The sequence below is a fragment of the Rhodococcus sp. 06-470-2 genome (genome assembly GCF_002258235.1).
Lineage (GTDB): Bacteria > Actinomycetota > Actinomycetes > Mycobacteriales > Mycobacteriaceae > Rhodococcoides.
The window spans coordinates 1-19,690 of the sequence record NZ_NOYB01000047.1 but is presented as its reverse complement, the minus strand read 5'-3'; the positions used below and the strand labels follow the sequence as shown (position 1 = coordinate 19,690).

The window sequence follows — 19,690 nt, the reverse complement described above, 5'->3', positions numbered from 1 at the left end:
CGAGTCAGTGGATCGAGTCGCTCGAATGGCCCGGAACGATCGGTGCCGAACCGTCGACGAGTGGTGCGATGTGGTTGACCGCCGTGGCGGCCTCGGCGAATCCGACCGCGATCAGCTTGACCTTGTCCTGGTGTCCGGCAACATCACCCACCGCGAATACTCGCCGACGATTGGTCCGCATCGTCCGGTCGACGGCGATATCGCGCTGGTGCTTGTCCAGACCCCACGTCCCGATGGGACCCAATGCCGCTTTGAAGCCCAGTGCGGCAACGACACTCGACACTGCGAGTCGACGGCGTTCGGTTCCGTCTCCGTCGACGATCGTCACCGATTCGACGGCGTCCGAGCCCGCGATCTCCTCGACCTCGTACGGGGTGAGTACATCGACACTCGACCGCTCCAACAGTCCCAAGCTGTGAGCATGAGCCCGAAACTCGTTGCGGCGGTGCACCAATACAACCGACTTCGCGATCGGCTCCAAACTCAGAGCCCAGTCCACCGCCGAATCACCGCCCCCGACGATCATCACGTGTTCGCCGGCCAACTCGTTCAGTCTCGGCACGAAGTAGCGAAGCCCACGATCGTGGAACTCCGAACCCGTCGGCAGCGGTCTCGGCGTGAATTTGCCGATCCCCGCTGCCACCAGAACCGCCTTCCCGACGACGGTGACACCCTTGTCCGTCGTGATCCGGACGGCCTCCTCGGATTCTTCGAGCTCGGTCGCGACGTGTCCCATCAGATACGTCGGTTTCGCCTGCTCTGCCTGCTCCACCAAGGCGTCGACCAGATGCTGCGCCTTGATTGCCGGAAAGCCGGCGACGTCGAAGATCTTCTTCTCCGGGTACAGCGCTGCCAGCTGACCACCGGGATGCGGTAAGGCATCGACGACGGTGACCGTCAGCCCACGAAAGCCCGCGTAGTACGCACCGTAGAGGCCGGCCGGGCCCGCGCCGACGATGATCAGGTCGCACTCGAAATCGGTTGCGTCACTCACTTCTTCGCCACTTCGTCGATCGCCGGGTGGTCGTGTCCGACCGGACCGAGATCCTCCGCGCCACCCGACGCATCGGCATCCTCGCAGAACTCCACTGCGATGTCGACGAACCGCTTCTGCTCGTCCGGGATCTTGTGTTCCCAGAAGATCGCGTCGTTGGGGCACGCGGGCATGCATTTGCCGCAGTCGACGCACTCGTCGGGATTGATGTACATCATCCGAGCACCCTCGTAGATGCAGTCGACGGGGCACTCCTCGGTGCATGCCTTGTCCAGCAGGTCGATGCACGGTTCGGTGACGACGTAGGCCATCTCGAAATCCTCGTTCTCGTAGTAGGGAAGGTGTTGTCAGGCGTCGAGCGGTCGCACGTCGACCAGAGTGTCCGAGAACGTCGGGGCATTCCCGAGGTCCGCGAATGCCGTGGGGTTGAGCGAGGCCGGGGTCGAGAGGGAGAGCATGTTCTTGCGCCACGCGCCCATCGCGCACACCGTCACGCCCTCCATGACCGACTTGTCCAGCTTGGCCAGGACGGTGAACTCACCGCGGTCGTTGAACACTCGAACCACATCACCGGAGGCGACACCCCGCCGCTCGGCGTCGGCTGGGTTGATCAGCAGGGTCGGCTCCTTCTGCACCTTGCGATGCATGTCGAGATTTCCGAAGCTCGAATTCAGGTAGGCGTGCGACTTGGGCGTCAGCAGGTTGAGCGGATACTTCTGCGCCAGTTCGGGGTTGGTGCGAGACGATTCGCGCGGCGCAATGTAGTGCGGAAGCGGATCCACCGGTTGGCCCGGCTGGTGATCGTTCGATCCCTGCCGGAAGAGGGGCAGAACGAAGTTGCCGCCCGCCGCTGCCGAGGACAGGAACTCGGTCTTGCCGGACGGCGTCCGGAAATTGCCCTCGGCGTGGGGGGCGTACTCGTCGGGACCGGGAAGATTGAGCCGCTGCCACCCGAGCTGTTTGAGCGAGTCGATCGAGATGCCCTCCATGGCAGGCGCATTCCAGTCGTACGAGAGGGCTATGAGTTCCTCGTCGGTTCGGGAGAACACCGGCTCGGTGAAGCCCATGGCCTTGGCCAGTCGCCGGAAGAGCTCGGTGTTGGGGACCGCTTCTCCCATCGGCTCGATCGACCGATTGTTGTAGGTGACGAACAGGTGCCCCCACGAGAAGTTGATGTCGTCCTGCTCGAGCTGTGTGGTCGCCGGCAGGATGATGTCCGCGTAATCGGCTGTGTCGGTGATGAAATGGTCACTGACGACGGTGAACAGATCCTCGCGGCTCAGCCCGTCGATCATCCGTTTCTGATCCGGGCACACCACCACCGGATTCGAGTTGTAGACCATCAGGGCCTTGAGGGGCGTGTCCAGATTCAGCCCGCCGGTCAGCGCTTCGCCGAGTTGATACAGGTTGATCACCCGCGTGCCTGGCGTCTGCAGATCCGTCTGCAGGAACTCGGGCCAGTTCACCGGGAAAGCCCACAGGGGTAGCTGCAGGATTCCGCCTCCTGGCTTGCGCCAGGCACCCACCAACGACGGCAGGCAGGAAATGGCTCGGACACTCTGCCCGCCACCGGCGCTCCGTTCGATCGCGACACCGATGCGAATCACGGCCGGCTGACTCTGCGCGTATTCCCGCGCCAGGGTGTAGATGTCCTCGACGGGGATGCCCGTCTCCTCCGATGCCCACTGCGGGGTGTACTGCTTCACCCGCTCGGCCAGCTCGTCGAAACCGATGGTGTGACGCTCGATGTAGTCCGCGTCCGTCAGCCCCTCGTCGATGATGACGTGCATCATCGCCAGCGCGAGCGCGCCGTCGGTGCCCGGCCGGATCGGGATGTACCAACTCGCAGCCTTCGCGGTCCTGGTTTTGACCGGGTCGATCACGACGACCTTGGCACCGCGCTTCTTGGCCTCGGCCACATACGGCCACAGGTGCAGGTTTGTACTCATGATGTTCGACGCCCAGATCAGAATGAACTTCGAATGGACGAAGCTTTCCGGGTCGACTCCCGCCGTATCGCCGACCGTCATCGCGTACGCAGTGCACGACCCTGCGTCGCAGTAGGTGCGCTCGGCAACCGTTGCCCCGAGACGGTTGAAGAATGCGTCGCCGACGTTGAGCCCCTGCGTGATCCCCTGGGTGCCGAGGTAGTTGCACGGCATGATCGCTTCCGGGCCGAATTCCTCGGCGATGGCGGTGAACTTCTCCGCGATGGTCGCAACGGCCTCATCCCACGAGATTCGCTCGAAGCGACCGGAGCCTTTGGGTCCGGATCGCTTGAGCGGGTACAGGACTCGATCGGGGCTGTAGACCTTGTCCAGGTAGTTGTCCACCTTCACGCACAATCCACCGTTGGTGTACGGGTTGGTCTTGCTACCGCTGACGCTGGTCGCCACACCGTCCGCGACGGTGACCACCATCGAGCACGAATCCGGACAGTCCTGGCCGCAGGCTCCGAGAACGGTGAGCTCCGCGGGGCGGTCTGCGGGAGCGTCGTCTTGGCGTGTGCCTTCTTGAACAGTCGTCATGGGGTGCTCCTCGGCATGGATATCACTGGTATGTGTTATCCGAAGCCTGCACCGCCCAGACGCTCTCGACAGGACACCGAGCGCCGTCTACTTTGCACTCTGCGCCCGAAGGCTCTGCAGTCAGATCAAGCCTTGCTTACTCGCCGCGTACACGGCCTCGGCTCGTCTGGACACCGCGAGCTTGCGCATGATGTTGCTGACGTGGAATTTCACCGTCGTCGCCGAGATGAACAGGCGCGCCCCGATCATGTTGTTGGACAGGCCCGTCGCGAGCAGCCTGAGGACCTCGAGTTCACGCTCGGTCAGGCGCTCGATGCTGCTCGGTGTGCCGTTGAGAGAGCGAACGACAGCCGAGGCGCTCCGCGAGTCGAAGGCACTCTCGCCGCGCGAGACCGCGCGGATCGCGCGTACCAACTCGGTGGTGTCGACGTCCTTGACCACGTATCCCCGCGCACCCGCATGCACGGCCTCCACCACGAGCCGGTCGTCGAGGAAGGTCGTGAGCACCAACAGTCCGATTCCGTTGTGTGCCTTCGCCAACTGCGCACACAAGGCAAGACCCTCGTAATCCGAACTGGCCGACAGCTTGAGATCCATCAGCACGATGTCGGGCTCCACCCGCGCGACGACGGCCAGTCCCTCCTCCCGCGTCGACGCCTCCCCCACGATCGTCAGATCCGCCTCGCGTTCGAGCACCGACCGTAGCCCTTCGCGCAGGATCGCGTGATCGTCGACCAGCACGATGCGCACCGTGGGTGCAGCCACATGCCCTTGGCCGTCGCGGATCGTCGGTACGCTCACAGGGTGTCGCCCTTCTCCGATGTACTGCCGAGGGGATCGCTCCCGAGGGGGATTCGCACGGTCACTCGCACTCCTCCGGTACGGGCACGCCTGATCTCGAAGACGCCACCGTGCTCGCGGGTCCGGGCCGCCATGTTCGCCAATCCTCGATGCCTGCCGTCGACGTCGGTGGACTCGGACAGATGCAGCATCATCCGCAGATGGGCCGGATCGCCGTCCCCGTCGTCGGCGATCGACAACTGCACCTGATCGGGCGAGTAGGTCAGTCTCAGAATTGCTCGCGACGCATGGGCGTGCACCGCGGTGTTGAACAGTGCCTCGCCGGCGATGCGCAGCAGAGCGTGCTCGCATTCGCTGCTCAGCTCGACCGGAGTTCCCTCCACTCGCAACGACACCTGCAACTCGTCGGGCATGTGTACCACCGACAGTTGCTCGAGCATCTCGGGCAGGGACGTTCGATCGGCATCCTGCGGATGGTTGAGCGCATAGATCGCAGACCGCAACTGTTCGACGGCTCGACGCGTCAACTCCTTGGCCAGATCGAGCCGTTCACCGCGCTCCTCGGCCGGAATGTCGCTGCGGCACACCTCGATCTGCATACCCGCCGACAACACCGCCTGCGTCACGCTGTCGTGCAGTTCGCGGGCGATGCGATGGCGTTCGTCGTCGAGCACCTGATGTCGATGCGCGGCGCCCAGCTGCCGCTGAGTCACCTCGAGTTCGGCGTTGCGGGCCGCCAGATCCGCTGCTGTGCGGTGGGCCTGCGCGTAGGCGTTCTCGGTGCGTTCCAGCAGCTGTCGCCGGCTCTGGAACAGAGCCGAATTCTGCAGTGCCACAGCCGTTTGACTCGCCAGAATGCTCAACACAGCCGCGTCGGTCGCGTCGAGCACCCGGTGGTCGCCGGTCCACGCCGCGAACGCGCCGACGACGCCACCGTCGAACGCGATCGGCACGAATGCGTGATGGGCCGAGATGACCGGACTCTGCCCGTCACCGCACGTATCCGTTCGAATCGACTCGAGGCAGTCGATGACGTCGTCCGGCAGCGGCGGACCCTCGACGTTGTCGACCAGGAACGGCGTCGCGTCCGGTCCGAGCACCAGCCGCCGGGGACCGGCATCCGGGAGCGCACCGTCGGCGAGCGCGAACACGACCCACTGCGCGCTCAGATGGGCACGAGCGGCTTCCGCGACCGCGCACACCAGCGTCTCGGGGCCGTCGACCGTCCGCACCAGAGCCCGCGAAATCAGCTCCAGCGCATAGACGACGCGTTCGAGCCGTTCGGCCGCGCCGCGATACTGGGGATAGAACGTGTTCTTGCCCGAGCGCAGTCCCGTCAGCAGCGACAGATCGGGGCCCGACGTCACATCGGGTCCCGACGTCACAGCGCACTCCGGAACAGTTCGACCATCTCGAGGTGCGTCGCCGAGCGCGGATTGGTGGACATGCAGGCATCGTGCAGAGCGTTGGTGGCCAACACATCGAGATCCGACTCACTGACTCCGATCTGTGCGAGGCCGGACGGGACACCGACCTGTCGCGCGAGGCGGTCGACGCGGTCTGCCACGGCCATCGCGGCCTCCTCCGGCCGGGCTCTGCCCTCGGGAAGTCCGAGGCTCGTCGCGATGGCCACGTACGGCAGCGGATCCTCGGCTGCATTGAAGCGGATGACATGAGGCAGCAGTACGCCGTTGATCACACCGTGCGGCAGGTCGAGCAGTCCACCCACCTGATGGCTCATGGCATGCGTTGCACCGAGGATCGCGTTGGTGAAAGCCAGGCCGGCTTCGAGGCTCGCCTGGGCCATCGATCCGCGCGCAACCATGTCGGCGGGTTCGTCGATGGTGCGTGCCAGCTGCGACATCACCATGGTGATGGCCCGTAGGGCATGGTGATCGGTGAGTTGGTTGTGTCCGAGCGAGACGAAGGCCTCGATACCGTGAGTCAGGGCATCCAAACCCGTTGCTGCGTTGAGCCATTCGGGCATCGTGGTGAGCAGTCGCGGGTCGATCACGGTGATATCGGGGACCAGAGCTCTGCCGAGAATGGTGATCTTCGTCGAGCGCGCCGTATCGGTGACGATGCAGAACTGGGACACGTCGGCACCCGTACCGGACGTCGTCGGCACCATGACCAAGGGTGGAATCGGGCGCGTGGCCTGATCGACACCTTCGTAGTCGAGGATTCTGCCGCCGTTACCGGCCAGGATCGCAATGCCTTTGGCCGCATCCATCACCGATCCCCCGCCGATGGCCACCAGCACATCGCAGACCGACTCGGTGTAGACCGCATACCCGGCTTCGATCTCGACATCCTTGGGATTGGGCGTCAGCTCGCTCCACACCTGGGGAAACAGGCCCTGTGCGGTGAGCAGATCGATCAGCTGACCCGCCCACCCGCTGTCGATCAGACCGGCATCGGTCACCACGAGCGGACGCACTCCGCCCAGCCGAAGCGTCGCGTGCGCCACTTCACCCAACGAATCCTGACCGAACACGATCTCCGGGGCATGGAACTTGAGCACGCGCGGTGCCTCCGGGCGGCTGCGTCGATCTTCGAGGTCGTGCAGCGCCTTGCCTACGTTCGCAGTAGCTGCCTGGTCCACCGTTCACACCCTCGCTGTCCATCGGCCCGAGACATCCGGGCATGTGATTCAGGTTACAACCCTACGAGGGGGGCCCGTCGAATCCCACCAGCACCGGACCAGGTTCCCACCTACCCGATCGGGTAGGTACCCGAACCCCGACGGTCAGGGTCGGAGGCTGGCTCAGGACAGCGCATGCCCCAGTTCGGCCGCCTGCGCCGTCAGCTGGTCCCCGTCCCTCGCGACGACGACCCGGTCGCAGACCTGCTCGTAGTCCTCCATCGAACACGCAGCCTGAGCCCAGTAGCGGCGCGCCTCGGGGGTGATCCACGCGACGCGGTGCACCTTGGACCGAATCCTTTTCAGCGCATCGAGTCCCGACGGGCGGCCGTTGCACCGGCCGTCGCCGACGATGATCACCGCGGTGCGCTTGTTCAGCACGTCGGCATGCGAGTCCAACAGAGCGGCGAACATGCTGCCGTAGTCGCTACTGGCTTCGAGGTCCAGACGCGCATCCGCGAGCACCGCCGCCAGCGCGCCGTCCCCCGTACTGGCGAGCAAGGTGGTCGTCACGTCCACCGGCGCGTCGACGAACCCCATCACCGTGCATCGGTGCGCGCGCGCATGCATGGCCTGTGCCAGGCGCAGGGTGAACGCCGTGATCGGCCGAACCGACAGCGAAACGTCGGCGAGCACGAGGAGTCGGACCTTGTCCGGTACCGGTGTCTTCGTCACCAAGCGAAACGGAATTCCGTCGGTTCGCAGACTCGACCGGACGGTGCGCCTCATGTCCAGCGGCCCGCGCGAGTGCTCGCGCGGCCGCGGGCGCGGGGTGCCGCGCATGTGCCGCAGCAGTTCGTGACTCGCGCGCTCGATCTCGGCGTGCCTGCCGATCACCTGCACCGCACCGTCGATCGGTATCGGTGAGGGCATGGTGCCGGTCAGCTCACCCAACGCCGCGACGAAAGCCTCGACGGCATCGGTGATCCGATCCAGCATCGCGGCACTCAGTGGACCCGAATCACCGCCGTCGCCGTAGACGCTCCGCGGATCGTAGTCGTCGAACCACGCCAGCACGCTCGCCGGATCTTCCCAGTTCAGCTGTCCCGCAACCGCTCCGCTGGTACTCGACGCCAACTCCCCTGCCGCCGTCGATCCGGACCGCTCCAGGTCGACGGTGTAGGTGACCCCGCGACGGCCCATGTCGCCGTCGGTGTCGATCGACAGATCATGATCCTCGGACGAAAGGCTGATGTCGTCGTCGTCCTTGTGCGGGTTGAAGCCCTTGTCGGCTTCGGGCGCGTCGAGCAGATCCCCGATCTCCACGGCCCGTTCGTTGTACTCGGCGTACTTGGCGGCCTCGTGGTCCGCTCCCACCTCGAGGTCCGTCGGAAGTCCGCCGGCGACCTGCGCACCCAACGGCGATCGATGCTCGTCCACGGCACTGTCGATGGCGGCCTCGAACATCGACTCGAACGCGAGATCGAAGCCGTGCTGTTCGTGGTCGTACTTGGCGCACGTCGCGCGCAGGGCCGCACGCAGAATCGTGAGGTCCCGGCCCCCGAGGAGACCGAGGACGCGTCGTACCTCGATCACCTCGGCCGGCGACGCCGCTACTCCGAAGCGCCGCAGCGTCCGGCCGAAGACAGCCGCCAGCACGTCGAGCACCACCGATGCCGAGAACGATTCGTGCCCGGTCATCGTCGTATTCCGATGCCGCCCTTGTCGCGTCCACCGTGTCCGCGAAAGGCCGTCGCGGTCGTGTTGACGATAGTTCCCAGTGACGTTGCGGCAGAGGTTGTTTCGGCGACCGGCCCGGCCAAGGCGATCTTCATGTCCGAGGAGTACTTGACCAGCGCGGCGAGCAGATACTTGCGGGTGTCCTCGGAGTGTCCGAGAACCGACGCGATACGAGCCGCGTCGATCACTTCCGAGATCGACGGGCTCTTGCGCAGCGGTAGTTCGCGCAGTTCGGTTGCCAAATCGACGATCTCGGCCACGATGTGCGCGGGCACCTCGGGCGCACGAGCGGTGACGATCTCGCGCTCCCGCGCAGCCGTCGGGTAATCGAGATGGAAGTGCAGGCAGCGTCGCTTGAGCGCCGAGGACAGCTCACGAGTGTCGTTGGAGGTCAATATCACCCACGGATCGCTGCGCGCCGTGAAGGTGCCGACCTCGGGGATCGTCACCTGCTTCTCGGCGAGCACTTCGAGCAACAGTGCCTCCATCGACTCCTCGGTGCGATCCACCTCGTCGACCAGCAGCACCACCGGCTCCTCCGAGAGCACCGACTCCAGCAGGGGGCGCACGGCGAGGAAGGGCTCGGAGTACAGGCCGAAGTCCTTGGCCGCGAGCAGCTTCGAGGCATCGTCGATATCGGTGACGTGCTGGGTGAGCGCGCCGATGTGTTCGCGCAGCATCTGCACGTGCAGCAGTTGCTTGGCGTAGTCCCACTCGTAGAGGGCTCGGTTGTCGTCGAGGCCCTCGTAGCACTGCAACCGAACCAGCTTCCGTCCGCTCGCCGCAGCGAGAGACTTGGCCAACTCGGTCTTGCCCACGCCCGCAGGGCCTTCGAGCAACAGTGGGCGATCGAGCGCTGTCGCCAGATGTACCACGGTGGCGAGGTCGTCGTCGGCGATGTAGTCCTGCTCACCGAGCGCGCGCTGCAGATCGGCGGCGTCGGTGAATCGAACGGTGCCGGTGTCGTCGCTACGCACTGTCGACAGCGAGGTCATGTGTTTCCCTTCGTGGTGCGGCGGAGCCGCAGTGGTGCGGTCATGCGCCGCCCGGGGCACATAACCGCACCACTGCGCAGCATCAGTACGACTCGTTGATCGCGTGCGAGACGACGGGGATCATCGACTCCACGGTCACCTCACGGGGGTTGCCCGGGGTGCACCAGTCCTCCTGGATGTGCTCGGAGATCTTCAGCACCGACTTCTCGTCGCCCTTGATCACGTCGCCCTTGCCCGCGTACTTGCCGGTGTTCATCCTGTTCTTGTCGTACGTCGCCGAACGGATGGAGCCGAAGTTGTCGGGAATTCCGACGTCCTTGGCGAGCCTGATGGCGGCTTCGACGGCAGCATCGGCCGCCTGCACGGTGGTCATGTTCTTGGTATCGACGCCCATGGCCACGGCGATCTCGGCGTAGCGCTCGTAGCGCGAGGGCAGGTTGTACTCCCACACGCGCGGCAGCGCGATGGCGTTGTTGAGGCCGTGAGCGCTGTCGTAGAACGCGCTGATCGCGTGCGAGATCGAGTGGATGACACCGAGTCCGCCGGAGTTGAACGCCTGCGTGGCGATGTACTGGGCGTTCATCATGCCCTCGCGAGCCTTCAGGTTGCCCGGGTCGTACACCGCTTCACGAAGGTGCTTGGACACCAGGCCGATCGAGTAGATGGCGTTGCCGAGCGACGGCGCGAAATCGAGACGCGAGACGTACGGCTCGGCACCGTGGGCGAGAACGTCGAAGCCGCAGAACGCGGTCCACTGCTGCGGGCAGGTGTAGTAGAGCAGCGGATCGTCCAGTGCCAGAGTCGGTGTCGACGCTTCGTCGAACGCCAGCCACTTGTGCGGCTTCTCCATGTCCGAGGTGTCGGTGATGACGTAGGCCCAGGACGTCTCCGAACCCGTTCCTGCAGTGGTCGATACGGCGATGTGCGGTGGATTCTGCTTGTTGGTGGACTTGGAGAATCCCTCGAACTCGTTGATGTTGCGTCCGTCGTGCGCGACGACGACGCGAATGCCCTTGGCCGCGTCGTGGCTCGAACCACCACCGACGGAGATGACGCTGTCGCACTTCTCCTTCTGGTACAGCGCGGCACCGTCCATGACGTTGTAGTCCTTGGGATTGGACTCGACCTTGTCGTAGAGGACCACCTCGACGCCCTGGTACTCGATCTTGCCGATCAGTTCCTCGATGATTCCGGAACCGCGCAGACCGGTCGTGACGAGCAGCGAGCGCTTGAACCCGAGTTCCTTGGCCTCGACACCGATCATGTCGTGGGCACCGACTCCCAGCTTGGCGCGCGGCAGCGGATGAAACTCCTTGATGGGGAATTCCCAGATCTGATTGAGCTCGATAACCATCGGTGTCTCCTCGGTGAGTGTGAGTGACAAGACGCCTTCTGCTGTGATCGGCGTCTCACTGATGACCACACTCCACCGCCGCACACCGCGTTGGGAACACCTCGAGGCGGGAACCCTGCCATCGACCCGACCGAACTACCCGATCGGGTAGGAGTACTCGCTCACCCTCGGCAGAGGAGGAACCACAGACTCTGGCGCACTACCGATCTCGGCGCTGCGCCAGCGAGAATCCGAGAACCGAGAACAACGCCATCGCGATGACGAACGCGCCGTACACCTCCACCGTCGTGCTCAACCCCAGCCGATGCACCGACAGACCGGCGACCACGGCGGGCACGCTGAAGGCGAGGTAGCTGATGACGAACGTCGTGGCGAACACCCCGCCTCGCTCCGCTGCGGGAACCAGGGCACCGAGCGTGCGCATTGCGCCGAGAAAAGTTGCTCCCCAACCCGACCCGGCGATGACAGCCCCGACGAAGTACAGCCCGATCGAGCCGATCTCGACCGATACCAAGGTCAGCGCCACACCGATCGCAAGCACGGACGCGCCGATCATCATCACCCTGCGAGGAAATCCGTTGCGCACCACGGCAGCTGCTATCGAACCGGAACCGAACAGTGCGAAGATCTCCAATCCGCCCACGATGTGGTTGTCGACACCGAAGACAGTGCCGATGATGGACGGACCGAGCGAGAGGTGGAAACCACCGAGAGACCACGTGGCGAACAGGGCGGGGGCGATGAGAAGGAACGGTGCCCGCACCGACTTCGGGATCGACATCCTCGGCAGCAGGGTCGACGCGAGGTGGCGTCGGGAATCGAAGCCGCGCAACGCCGATGTCTCGGGGACGAACAACAGCGCCACCGCGAGGACGAGCGCCGCGCCGATCAACAGAACGAACACGAGGATCTCCGGTGCCGGAGCCAACTGCACCAGCAACCCGGCACCGAGCGCCCCGGCCGCCAGACCGAACGAAGGTGCCACGCTGTTGAGCAGCGGCCCGGTGGACACGTCGGGCTGGAGATCGATGATGGCCGCACTCATCGCACCCGTGGCCGCGCCTGCAGCAATCCCCTGCACCACGCGAGCGGCGATGAGGAGCGGCACGCTGTCGGAGACGATGAACAGCACCAGGCTCACCACGAGCATCAGCAGCGACGCAATCAGAATCGGCTTACGACCGATGTGGTCCGACAGGCTGCCGACGGTGAGCAGCGTCGCCAGGAGCGCCACCGCGTAGACGGCGAAGATGAGCGTGAGTGTGATCGCGCTGAATCCCCACGACTGCTGGTACACCGGATACAGCGGAGACGGTGCTGCCGACGACGCCATCAGCACGATGAAGGCAACGCCCACCACCCAGAAGGCGTATCGATGCGGCATCCTCGCCGCGGTCCTTCCGGCACTACCGCGCACTTCGACGCCGACCATGTGTTTCCCTTCACCGCAGTGACCGTTAGCTCAGTGAAAGACAACGCTCGGGAGCGTCCTGCATTCCCCGATGGGTCAGTGCTGCTCTGCTCGCAGGTCGTCGAGTAGCAGCTTTCCTTCGGGATACCGCTGCGCGCTCGCAGGCAACCCGCCCTCGATTCCGCTGAGCCACACCGAGACGCGGCCGGTACCCGAACCGCTCGAGCCGACCTCGTCGACGCGCCGGACGGTCTGATTGGCCACGGCCTCGGCGCTGTCGAACATCGTCACCTCGGTGGGCAGCTGCGCAACGATCTCGCCCCGCACCAGCGGGTAGTGCGTGCACCCCAGCACGACCGACTGGACGTCGTCGGGAGTGGCAGCCACGGCGGCGGTGATCGCAGCGCTGATCCCCCGCTCGTCTCCGCGGTCGATCGAATCCGCCAGACCGTGGCAGGCCACGCTCGTCACCGTCCGATGCGAGGCGAACTCCTCGATCAACCGCGCTTGATAGGCACTGGCCGTCGTTGCTGCCGTTGCCCAGATCGCAATCCGATCACTCTGCGCCGCAGCGGGTTTGATCGCCGGGACGGTACCCACCACCGGGATCGTGTCACCGAGCGCGGCCCGAACGTGGCTCAGCGCCGTCACGCTGGCGGTGTTGCACGGAAGCACGACCACCTCGGCACCGAGATCGACGGCGTGCTCGGCGGTGGCGACCACCCGGTCGATCACCCACCGATCCGGTTTGGGTCCCCAGGGAGCGTTGTCGGGATCCATCATCAGCACCAGATCGAGCTCGGGTCGCACCTGGCGAAGCCGCGCAGCCGTAGGAAGCATCCCCAGGCCCGAGTCGATCAGTGCGACGATCATGCCAATGCTTGCTCGACGTCGCCGACCAGGTCGGCACCGTCTTCGATGCCGACCGACAGCCGCACGAGATCGTCGGGTACCTCGAGCAACGAACCGGCCGTCGAGGCGTGGGTCATCGCGCCGGGATGTTCGATCAGCGACTCGACGCCGCCCAGGGACTCCGCCAGGGTGAAGATCTCGGTCTTCGCGCAGAAGTCGAGTGCAGCCTGCTTGCCGCCGGCCAGCCGCACCGAGACCATGCCGCCGAACCGTCGCATCTGCTTCGCCGCGACCGCATGAGACGGGTGCGATTCGAGTCCGGGATAGATGACCTGCGAAATGGCCGGATGCCCCTCGAGGAATTCCACGATCTTCTCGGCGTTGTCGCTGTGTCGCTCCATCCGCAGCGCGAGAGTCTTGATGCCGCGCAAGGTCAGGAACGCGTCGAACGGTCCCGGAACACCGCCCGCGCCGTTCTGCAGGAACGCGAACGCCGTATCGAGCTCTTCGCTGTCGGTCACCAGTGCGCCGCCGACGACATCGGAGTGTCCGCCGATGTACTTGGTGGTCGAGTGCAGCACTACGTCGGCTCCGAGGCTCAGGGGCTGCTGCAGGTACGGGGACGCGAACGTGTTGTCGACGACCAGCTTGGCCCCGCCCTCGTGCGCGACGCCCGAGAGCGCCTCGATGTCACCGACGTTGAGCAACGGGTTGGTGGGCGTCTCGACCCAGACCAGCTTGGTGTTCGGGCGCATCGCCGCGCGGACCTCGTCGACATCCGACACCGCAGCCACCGAGTACTCGATGCCCCACTGGGTGAAGACCTTGTCGATCAATCGGTACGTGCCGCCGTAGGCGTCGTTGGGGATGACGAGGTGGTCACCGGGGCGAAGCGCCGAGCGGAGCAGGCAGTCCGTCGCCGCCATGCCCGAGGAGAACGCGCGCCCGTAGGTGCCGGACTCGATGGCCGCCAGGTTGGCTTCGAGCGGCCGACGCGTCGGGTTGCCGGTGCGCGCGTATTCGAAACCGCTGCGCATACCGCCGACGCCGTCCTGAGCGAAGGTGGAGCTGGCGTAGATCGGCACGTTCACCGCGCCGGTCAGCGGATCCGGCTCGTAGCCGGCGTGCACCGCCTTCGTGGAAAAGCCCTGCCAGGAGGTGTTGTCTGCCTTGCTGCGCTGCTCACTCATGCCCTCCACCCTAATCGGCCTGCGTCGCCCGGCGGGGTCGTGGGTAACCTGCGAAGACAACCCCCAGCGGAAAGAGGCACCGTGGCCAACTCCCAGAGCGTCGACGAACTGTTCGCGATCGATTCACTCCTCGACGACGAGGAGCGTCAGATCCGAGACACCGTCCGCAAGTTCGGCAACGAGCGCATCCGGCCACACATCGCCGACTGGTTCGACGAAGGCACTGTGCCGGCCCGTGAACTGGCCAAGGAACTGGGCTCGCTCGGGTTGCTGGGCATGCATCTCGAGGGCTACGGCTGCGCCGGAACCTCCGCGACGGCGTACGGCCTGGCCTGCCTCGAGCTCGAGGCGATCGACTCCGGCATTCGATCGCTGGTCTCGGTGCAGGGCTCGCTGGCGATGTTCGCCATCTGGAAGTACGGCTCCGAGGAGCAGAAGCAGCAGTGGCTACCGGGCATGGCCGAGGGATCGCTGATCGGTTGCTTCGGGCTCACCGAGGCCGACTTCGGATCGAACCCAGGAGGCATGCTCACCCGCGCCAAGCGCGACGGTGACGACTGGATCCTCAACGGCAGCAAGATGTGGATCACCAACGGGCCGGTCGCCGACGTCGCCGTCGTGTGGGCCCAGACCGACGACAAGGTCAGGGGTTTCGTCGTCCCCACGGACACCCCCGGATTCACCGCCAACACGGTCAAGAAGAAGCTCTCGCTCCGCGCGTCGATCACCGGCGAGTTGGTGTTCGACGACGTCCGGCTTCCTGCCGACGCGATGCTGCCCGAAGCCCGCGGCCTGAGCGGCCCGTTGAGTTGCCTGAACGAGGCCCGCTTCGGCATCGTCTTCGGTGCCATGGGCGCGGCGCGGGATTGCATCGAGTCGGCGATCGAGTACTCCAAGACCCGCGCGGTGTTCGACAAGCCGCTGGCCGGGTACCAACTCACCCAGGCCAAGCTCGCCAACATGGCCCTCGAACTCGGCAAGGGTCAGCTGCTCGCGCTGCACCTGGGCCGACTGAAGGACAAGGGTCAGCTACCGGGTGAGCGAGTGTCGCTCGGCAAGCTCAACAACGTGCGCGAAGCGATCAAGATTGCTCGTGAATGCCGAACGATCCTGGCCGCCAACGGAATCACGCTGGAATACCCCGTGCTACGACACGCCAACAACCTCGAATCGGTCCTCACCTACGAGGGCACGTCCGAGGTTCATCAGCTCGTGATCGGACAGGCGCTCACCGGCACCAGCGCTTTCCGATGAAGCGGCTGCGCCGCATGTGAATGGAACTTCGTAGCCTGCTACGAAGTTCCACTCACATGCCTAGGCTCCCTTGCTGAGAAATCCGAGCAGATCGTGGCGGGTGATGACGCCGACGGGCTTGCCTTCCTCGACGACCATCAGCGCATCGGATTCGCCGAGTGCCTTGGTGGCGTCGGAGACAGTCTCTCCGGCACCGATCAGCGGGAACGGCGCGCTCATGTGCTTGGCGACGGGGTCGGCCAACGCGGCCCGTCCCTCGAACACGGCGCTCAGCAGATCGCGCTCGGTGACGCTGCCGGCAACCTCGCCTGCCATGACGGGCGGCTCGGCACCGACCACGGGCATCTGCGAGACGCCGTACTCGCGCAGGATCTCGATGGCGTCACGCACGGTTTCCGACGGGTGGGTGTGCACCAGGTCCGGGAGCGCGCCGGACTTGCCGCGCAGCACTGCACCGACGGAGGTCTCCTCGGTGGTGCCGTCCAGGCGTGAACGCAGGAATCCGTACGAGGACATCCAGGAATCGTTGAAGATCTTGGCCAGGTAGCCGCGTCCGCCGTCGGGCAGCAGCACGACGACCAGCGCGTCGGGACCTTCACGCTCGGCGACCTGGATAGCAGCAACGGCAGCCATGCCGCACGAGCCGCCGACCAGCAGGCCCTCCTCCCGTGCGAGGCGACGGGTCATGTCGAACGAATCAGCATCGGAGACCGCGATGATCTCGTCCGGGATGGACGGGTCGTAGGCGGTCGGCCAGAAGTCCTCGCCGACGCCCTCGACGAGGTACGGGCGTCCCGTACCTCCGGAGTACACCGAGCCCTCGGGGTCGACGCCGATGACCTTGACCTTGCCGCCGGAGACCTCCTTGAGGTACTTGCCGGTGCCGGAGATGGTGCCGCCGGTGCCGACGCCTGCGACGAAGTGGGTGATCTTGCCGTCGGTGTCGGCCCAGATCTCGGGACCGGTGGTCTCGTAGTGGCTGGCCGGGCCCGCCGGGTTGGAGTACTGGTTGGGCTTCCAGGCTCCCTCGATCTCGCGAACGAGTCGATCCGAGACGCTGTAGTAGCTGTTGGGGTCCTCGGGCGCGACGGCCGTGGGGCAGACGACGACCTCGGCTCCGTACGCGCGCAGCACGTTGCGCTTGTCCTCACCGACCTTGTCGGGGCACACGAACACACACTTGTAGCCACGCTGCTGCGCGACCAGTGCGAGACCGACGCCGGTGTTGCCGGACGTGGGTTCGACGATGGTGCCGCCGGGCTTCAGTTCGCCGGACGCCTCGGCTGCGTCGATCATCTTGACGGCGATGCGGTCCTTGGACGAACCACCCGGGTTGAGGTATTCGATCTTGGCCGCGACAGTGCCGGCGCCGTCGCCGATGACGGTGGACAACTTCACCAACGGGGTGTTGCCGATGAGTTCGGTGATGTGCTGTGCGATGCGCATTGCTCCATCTTCCCAGATGCAGGTATTCGACTCTCGGTCACGGCCGTCGACACCCGCATACGATGGTGAGGAAGGCATGAGGAGAGGGATCGATCTGTGACGGCGAGCGGATGGCGTACCGCTGCGAAAGCGAGCGCCGCGACAGTGCTGGCAGGCTCGGGAGCAGGGACGGCGTCCTGGGCCGCGTACCGACATCTGATGGCACAGGCCGCTGCGGCGCGTGGCGTCATCGGGCGCACCACGGCCAAACCACCGGAGGCGGACGGCGTCTACACAGCGGGCTGCGTGGCCCCGGAACGGTGGCGATTGGGAAGTTCAGCAGATATTCATCTGATGATCTTCGGCGACTCCACCGCGGCAGGCGTCGGCTGCACCGTCGCCGACGAGGTTCCCGGCGTTCTGCTGGCCAGAGGATTGGCGGAGGAAACAGGCCAACGGATTCGCTTGAGCACCAAGGCAATTGCCGGTGCCACATCCAAGGGACTCGAAGGCCAGGTCGACGCCATGTTCGTCGCAGGTGCCCCTCCCGACGCCGCGGTCATCTTCATCGGCGCGAACGACGTCACCAAGAAGTTCTCCATTCCGGCTTCGGCGGCCCGACTGGGCGACGCGGTGGAGCGGCTCACCGCCAAGGGCTGCGTCGTCGCCGTGGGTACGTGCCCCGATCTCGGTGTCGTGACGGCCATTCCGCAGCCGCTGCGTACCGTCGTCCGCAATTGGGGTCGCCGCCTCGCCCACGCCCAGACTGCCCGCACGCTCGGCGCGGGCGGGCATCCGGTCGCCCTGGCCGATCTGCTGGCTCCCGAGTTTCTGGCGGCCCCCGACACCATGTTCTCGGCGGACCGCTTCCATCCCTCGGCGGCCGGCTACGAGCTTGCCGCACAGCAGATTCTGCCGGTGCTCGCCTCCGCCCTCGGCGTGTGGCACGGTGGTCCGCTGCCCGAACTGCCGACGGTGTCTGCTGCCGTCGAATCGCGCAAGCCGATCCCCCGTGCCACCGCAGCCCTCGACCGATTTCTGCGCCGGCGAACAGCAGAACTCGACGCCGAGATCACCACTGCGTCGGAGGATCTCGTACGTCGCGGCAGCGCCGATTCGGCGGGGTTGTAAGTTCGGTCAGGAGACATCGCCTACCCGGCGGTAGCAAAGCAGGTACGCAGTATCGATTCGAAGGAGATCTCATGCCAGAGGCAGTCATCGTCGCCACCGCGCGCTCACCGATCGGCAGGGCGATGAAGGGGTCGCTCAAGGACATTCGCCCCGACGACCTCACCGCTCAGATGGTCGCCGCTGCGCTGGCCAAGGTGCCCTCGCTCGACCCGAAGGACATCGACGACCTGCTTCTGGGCTGCGGACTGCCCGGCGGCATGCAGGGCAACAACCTCGCTCGCATCGTCGCGGTTCAGCTCGGCTACGACTCCCTGCCCGGAACGACGATCACGCGATACTGTTCGTCCTCGCTGCAGACCACCCGCATGGCGCTGCACGCGATCAAGGCGGGCGAAGGTGACGTGTTCATCTCGGCCGGTGTCGAGAGCGTGTCCAGCTTCGTTCACGGCAGCTCCGACTCGCTCCCCGAGAGCCACAACCCGATCTTCGCCGACGCCGAGGCCCGTACCAAGAAGGCACAGGAAGAGGGCGCGGACAGCTGGACCGACCCCCGCGAGAACGGCGAACTGCCCGACGCGTACATCGCGATGGGCCAGACGGCCGAGAACGTCGCGCTTCTGACCGGCATCACCCGCGAGGACCAGGACCACTGGGGCGTGCGCAGCCAGAACCGTGCCGAAGAGGCCATCAACGCCGGATTCTTCGAGCGGGAGATCACCCCGGTGACCCTCGCCGACGGCACCGTGGTCAGCACCGACGACGGCCCTCGCGCCGGCACCACGTACGAGAAGATCAGCCAGCTCAAGCCGGTCTTCCGACCCAACGGCACGATCACTGCCGGCAACGCCTGCCCGCTGAACGACGGCGCAGCAGCGCTCGTCATCATGAGCGACACCAAGGCCAAGGAACTGGGCCTGACCCCGCTGGCGCGCATCGTCTCCACCGGCGTCACCGGCACCTCTCCCGAGATCATGGGCCTCGGACCGATCGAGGCCACCCGCAAGGCGCTGAAGATCGCGGGCATGTCGATCTCCGACATCGACCTGTTCGAGATCAACGAGGCCTTCGCGGTGCAGGTCCTCGGTTCGGCGCGCGACCTCGGCATCGAGGAGGACAAGCTCAACGTCTCCGGCGGTGCCATCGCCATCGGCCACCCGTTCGGTATGACCGGTGCCCGGATCACCACCACGCTGCTCAACAACCTGACGACACACGACAAGACGTTCGGCGTCGAGACCATGTGCGTCGGCGGCGGCATGGGCATGGCCATGGTGCTGGAACGTCTCAGCTGATCCGAGACTGCACAACGAGAAAAGCCCCGCCTCTCCCGAAGGCGGATTCTAGGGGTCCTCGCAACACCTGATGGTCAGATGCCTGTCAGTAGATCACGTAAACGCTCGGCTGGAGTTTTCCAGCCGAGCGTTTTGCGTG

The 19,690-nt window shown here is 65.5% G+C and carries 16 protein-coding genes; 3 read left to right on the top strand and 13 right to left on the bottom strand.

Annotated features, from left to right (window positions below; genetic code table 11):
* Positions 1 to 4: 4 nt before the first annotated feature.
* From CH276_RS26720 to CH276_RS26665, 12 genes are all read right to left on the bottom strand, one after another.
* Complete coding sequence (locus CH276_RS26720; RefSeq protein WP_217901438.1) at positions 5 to 994, bottom strand: NAD(P)/FAD-dependent oxidoreductase; 990 nt, start codon at positions 992 to 994, stop codon at positions 5 to 7.
* Positions 991 to 1,305 (bottom strand): ferredoxin, encoded by a 315-nt coding sequence (fdxA, locus tag CH276_RS28780; protein ID WP_032397576.1) that lies wholly within the window; start codon positions 1,303 to 1,305, stop codon positions 991 to 993. The genes CH276_RS26720 and fdxA overlap by 4 nt, the downstream gene beginning before the upstream one ends.
* A gap of 36 nt (positions 1,306 to 1,341) precedes the next feature.
* Positions 1,342 to 3,522, bottom strand: a complete 2,181-nt coding sequence (locus tag CH276_RS26710) for a molybdopterin-containing oxidoreductase family protein (RefSeq protein WP_082322638.1) — start codon at positions 3,520 to 3,522, stop codon at positions 1,342 to 1,344.
* Positions 3,523 to 3,642: 120 nt separating this feature from the next.
* On the bottom strand, positions 3,643 to 4,323 hold the full coding sequence (locus tag CH276_RS26705; RefSeq protein ID WP_303396071.1) for a MadR family response regulator transcription factor: 681 nt from the start codon (positions 4,321 to 4,323) through the stop codon (positions 3,643 to 3,645).
* Complete coding sequence (locus tag CH276_RS26700; protein ID WP_176459464.1) at positions 4,320 to 5,708, bottom strand: MadS family sensor histidine kinase; 1,389 nt, start codon at positions 5,706 to 5,708, stop codon at positions 4,320 to 4,322. Before CH276_RS26700 ends, CH276_RS26705 begins: the two co-directional genes overlap by 4 nt.
* Positions 5,705 to 6,892 carry an iron-containing alcohol dehydrogenase gene (locus CH276_RS26695; RefSeq protein ID WP_254924471.1) on the bottom strand — a complete coding sequence of 396 codons (1,188 nt, stop codon included), beginning with the start codon at positions 6,890 to 6,892 and terminating at the stop codon, positions 5,705 to 5,707. The genes CH276_RS26700 and CH276_RS26695 overlap by 4 nt, the downstream gene beginning before the upstream one ends.
* Positions 6,893 to 7,090: 198 nt before the next feature.
* Positions 7,091 to 8,608, bottom strand: a complete 1,518-nt coding sequence (gene madC, locus CH276_RS26690) for a MadC family VWA domain-containing protein (protein WP_094632327.1) — start codon at positions 8,606 to 8,608, stop codon at positions 7,091 to 7,093.
* Positions 8,605 to 9,642, bottom strand: coding sequence for a MadB family AAA-type ATPase (locus CH276_RS26685; protein WP_094632325.1), 1,038 nt, complete (start codon positions 9,640 to 9,642; stop codon positions 8,605 to 8,607). The genes madC and CH276_RS26685 overlap by 4 nt, the downstream gene beginning before the upstream one ends.
* A gap of 82 nt (positions 9,643 to 9,724) precedes the next feature.
* Positions 9,725 to 10,996, bottom strand: a complete 1,272-nt coding sequence (gene mdo / locus CH276_RS26680) for an NDMA-dependent methanol dehydrogenase (RefSeq protein WP_032376592.1) — start codon at positions 10,994 to 10,996, stop codon at positions 9,725 to 9,727.
* A 199-nt stretch (positions 10,997 to 11,195) separates the two neighbouring features.
* Positions 11,196 to 12,380: an MFS transporter gene (locus CH276_RS26675; protein ID WP_094632323.1), complete on the bottom strand. Its 1,185-nt coding sequence runs from the start codon at positions 12,378 to 12,380 to the stop codon at positions 11,196 to 11,198.
* Between the two features lie 123 nt (positions 12,381 to 12,503).
* Positions 12,504 to 13,280 carry a glutamate racemase gene (locus CH276_RS26670; protein ID WP_094632321.1) on the bottom strand — a complete coding sequence of 259 codons (777 nt, stop codon included), beginning with the start codon at positions 13,278 to 13,280 and terminating at the stop codon, positions 12,504 to 12,506.
* A complete protein-coding gene (locus CH276_RS26665; protein ID WP_032397583.1) occupies positions 13,277 to 14,449 on the bottom strand; it encodes a cystathionine gamma-synthase in 1,173 nt (390 codons plus the stop codon). Before CH276_RS26665 ends, CH276_RS26670 begins: the two co-directional genes overlap by 4 nt.
* An 81-nt stretch (positions 14,450 to 14,530) precedes the next feature.
* Here CH276_RS26665 and CH276_RS26660 point away from each other — a divergent pair, with 81 nt between their 5' ends.
* Positions 14,531 to 15,703, top strand: coding sequence for an acyl-CoA dehydrogenase family protein (locus CH276_RS26660; RefSeq protein WP_094632319.1), 1,173 nt, complete (start codon positions 14,531 to 14,533; stop codon positions 15,701 to 15,703).
* Positions 15,704 to 15,763: 60 nt separating this feature from the next.
* Here CH276_RS26660 and CH276_RS26655 read toward each other — a convergent pair whose 3' ends face one another.
* Positions 15,764 to 17,149 carry a cystathionine beta-synthase gene (locus CH276_RS26655; protein ID WP_032397585.1) on the bottom strand — a complete coding sequence of 462 codons (1,386 nt, stop codon included), beginning with the start codon at positions 17,147 to 17,149 and terminating at the stop codon, positions 15,764 to 15,766.
* A gap of 96 nt (positions 17,150 to 17,245) precedes the next feature.
* Between CH276_RS26655 and CH276_RS26650 the strand changes: the two genes are divergently transcribed.
* Together CH276_RS26650 and CH276_RS26645 are read left to right on the top strand one after the other, a co-directional pair.
* Positions 17,246 to 18,259 carry an SGNH/GDSL hydrolase family protein gene (locus tag CH276_RS26650; protein ID WP_094632317.1) on the top strand — a complete coding sequence of 338 codons (1,014 nt, stop codon included), beginning with the start codon at positions 17,246 to 17,248 and terminating at the stop codon, positions 18,257 to 18,259.
* Between the two features lie 71 nt (positions 18,260 to 18,330).
* The gene (locus tag CH276_RS26645) at positions 18,331 to 19,551 is read left to right on the top strand and encodes an acetyl-CoA C-acetyltransferase (RefSeq protein WP_032397587.1); all 1,221 of its coding nucleotides are present in this window, start codon (positions 18,331 to 18,333) and stop codon (positions 19,549 to 19,551) included.
* Positions 19,552 to 19,690: the final 139 nt, after the last annotated feature.

Coding starts and splice junctions, on each gene's coding strand:
- CH276_RS26710 (WP_082322638.1), bottom strand. CDS start 3,522: ATGACGACTGTTCAAGAAGGCACACGCCAAGACGACGCTCCCGCAGAC.
- CH276_RS26665 (WP_032397583.1), bottom strand. CDS start 14,449: ATGAGTGAGCAGCGCAGCAAGGCAGACAACACCTCCTGGCAGGGCTTT.
- CH276_RS26655 (WP_032397585.1), bottom strand. CDS start 17,149: ATGCGCATCGCACAGCACATCACCGAACTCATCGGCAACACCCCGTTG.
- mdo (WP_032376592.1), bottom strand. CDS start 10,996: ATGGTTATCGAGCTCAATCAGATCTGGGAATTCCCCATCAAGGAGTTT.
- CH276_RS26645 (WP_032397587.1), top strand. CDS start 18,331: ATGCCAGAGGCAGTCATCGTCGCCACCGCGCGCTCACCGATCGGCAGG.
- madC (WP_094632327.1), bottom strand. CDS start 8,608: ATGACCGGGCACGAATCGTTCTCGGCATCGGTGGTGCTCGACGTGCTG.
- CH276_RS26685 (WP_094632325.1), bottom strand. CDS start 9,642: ATGACCTCGCTGTCGACAGTGCGTAGCGACGACACCGGCACCGTTCGA.
- fdxA (WP_032397576.1), bottom strand. CDS start 1,305: ATGGCCTACGTCGTCACCGAACCGTGCATCGACCTGCTGGACAAGGCA.
- CH276_RS26670 (WP_094632321.1), bottom strand. CDS start 13,280: ATGATCGTCGCACTGATCGACTCGGGCCTGGGGATGCTTCCTACGGCT.
- CH276_RS26675 (WP_094632323.1), bottom strand. CDS start 12,380: ATGCCGCATCGATACGCCTTCTGGGTGGTGGGCGTTGCCTTCATCGTG.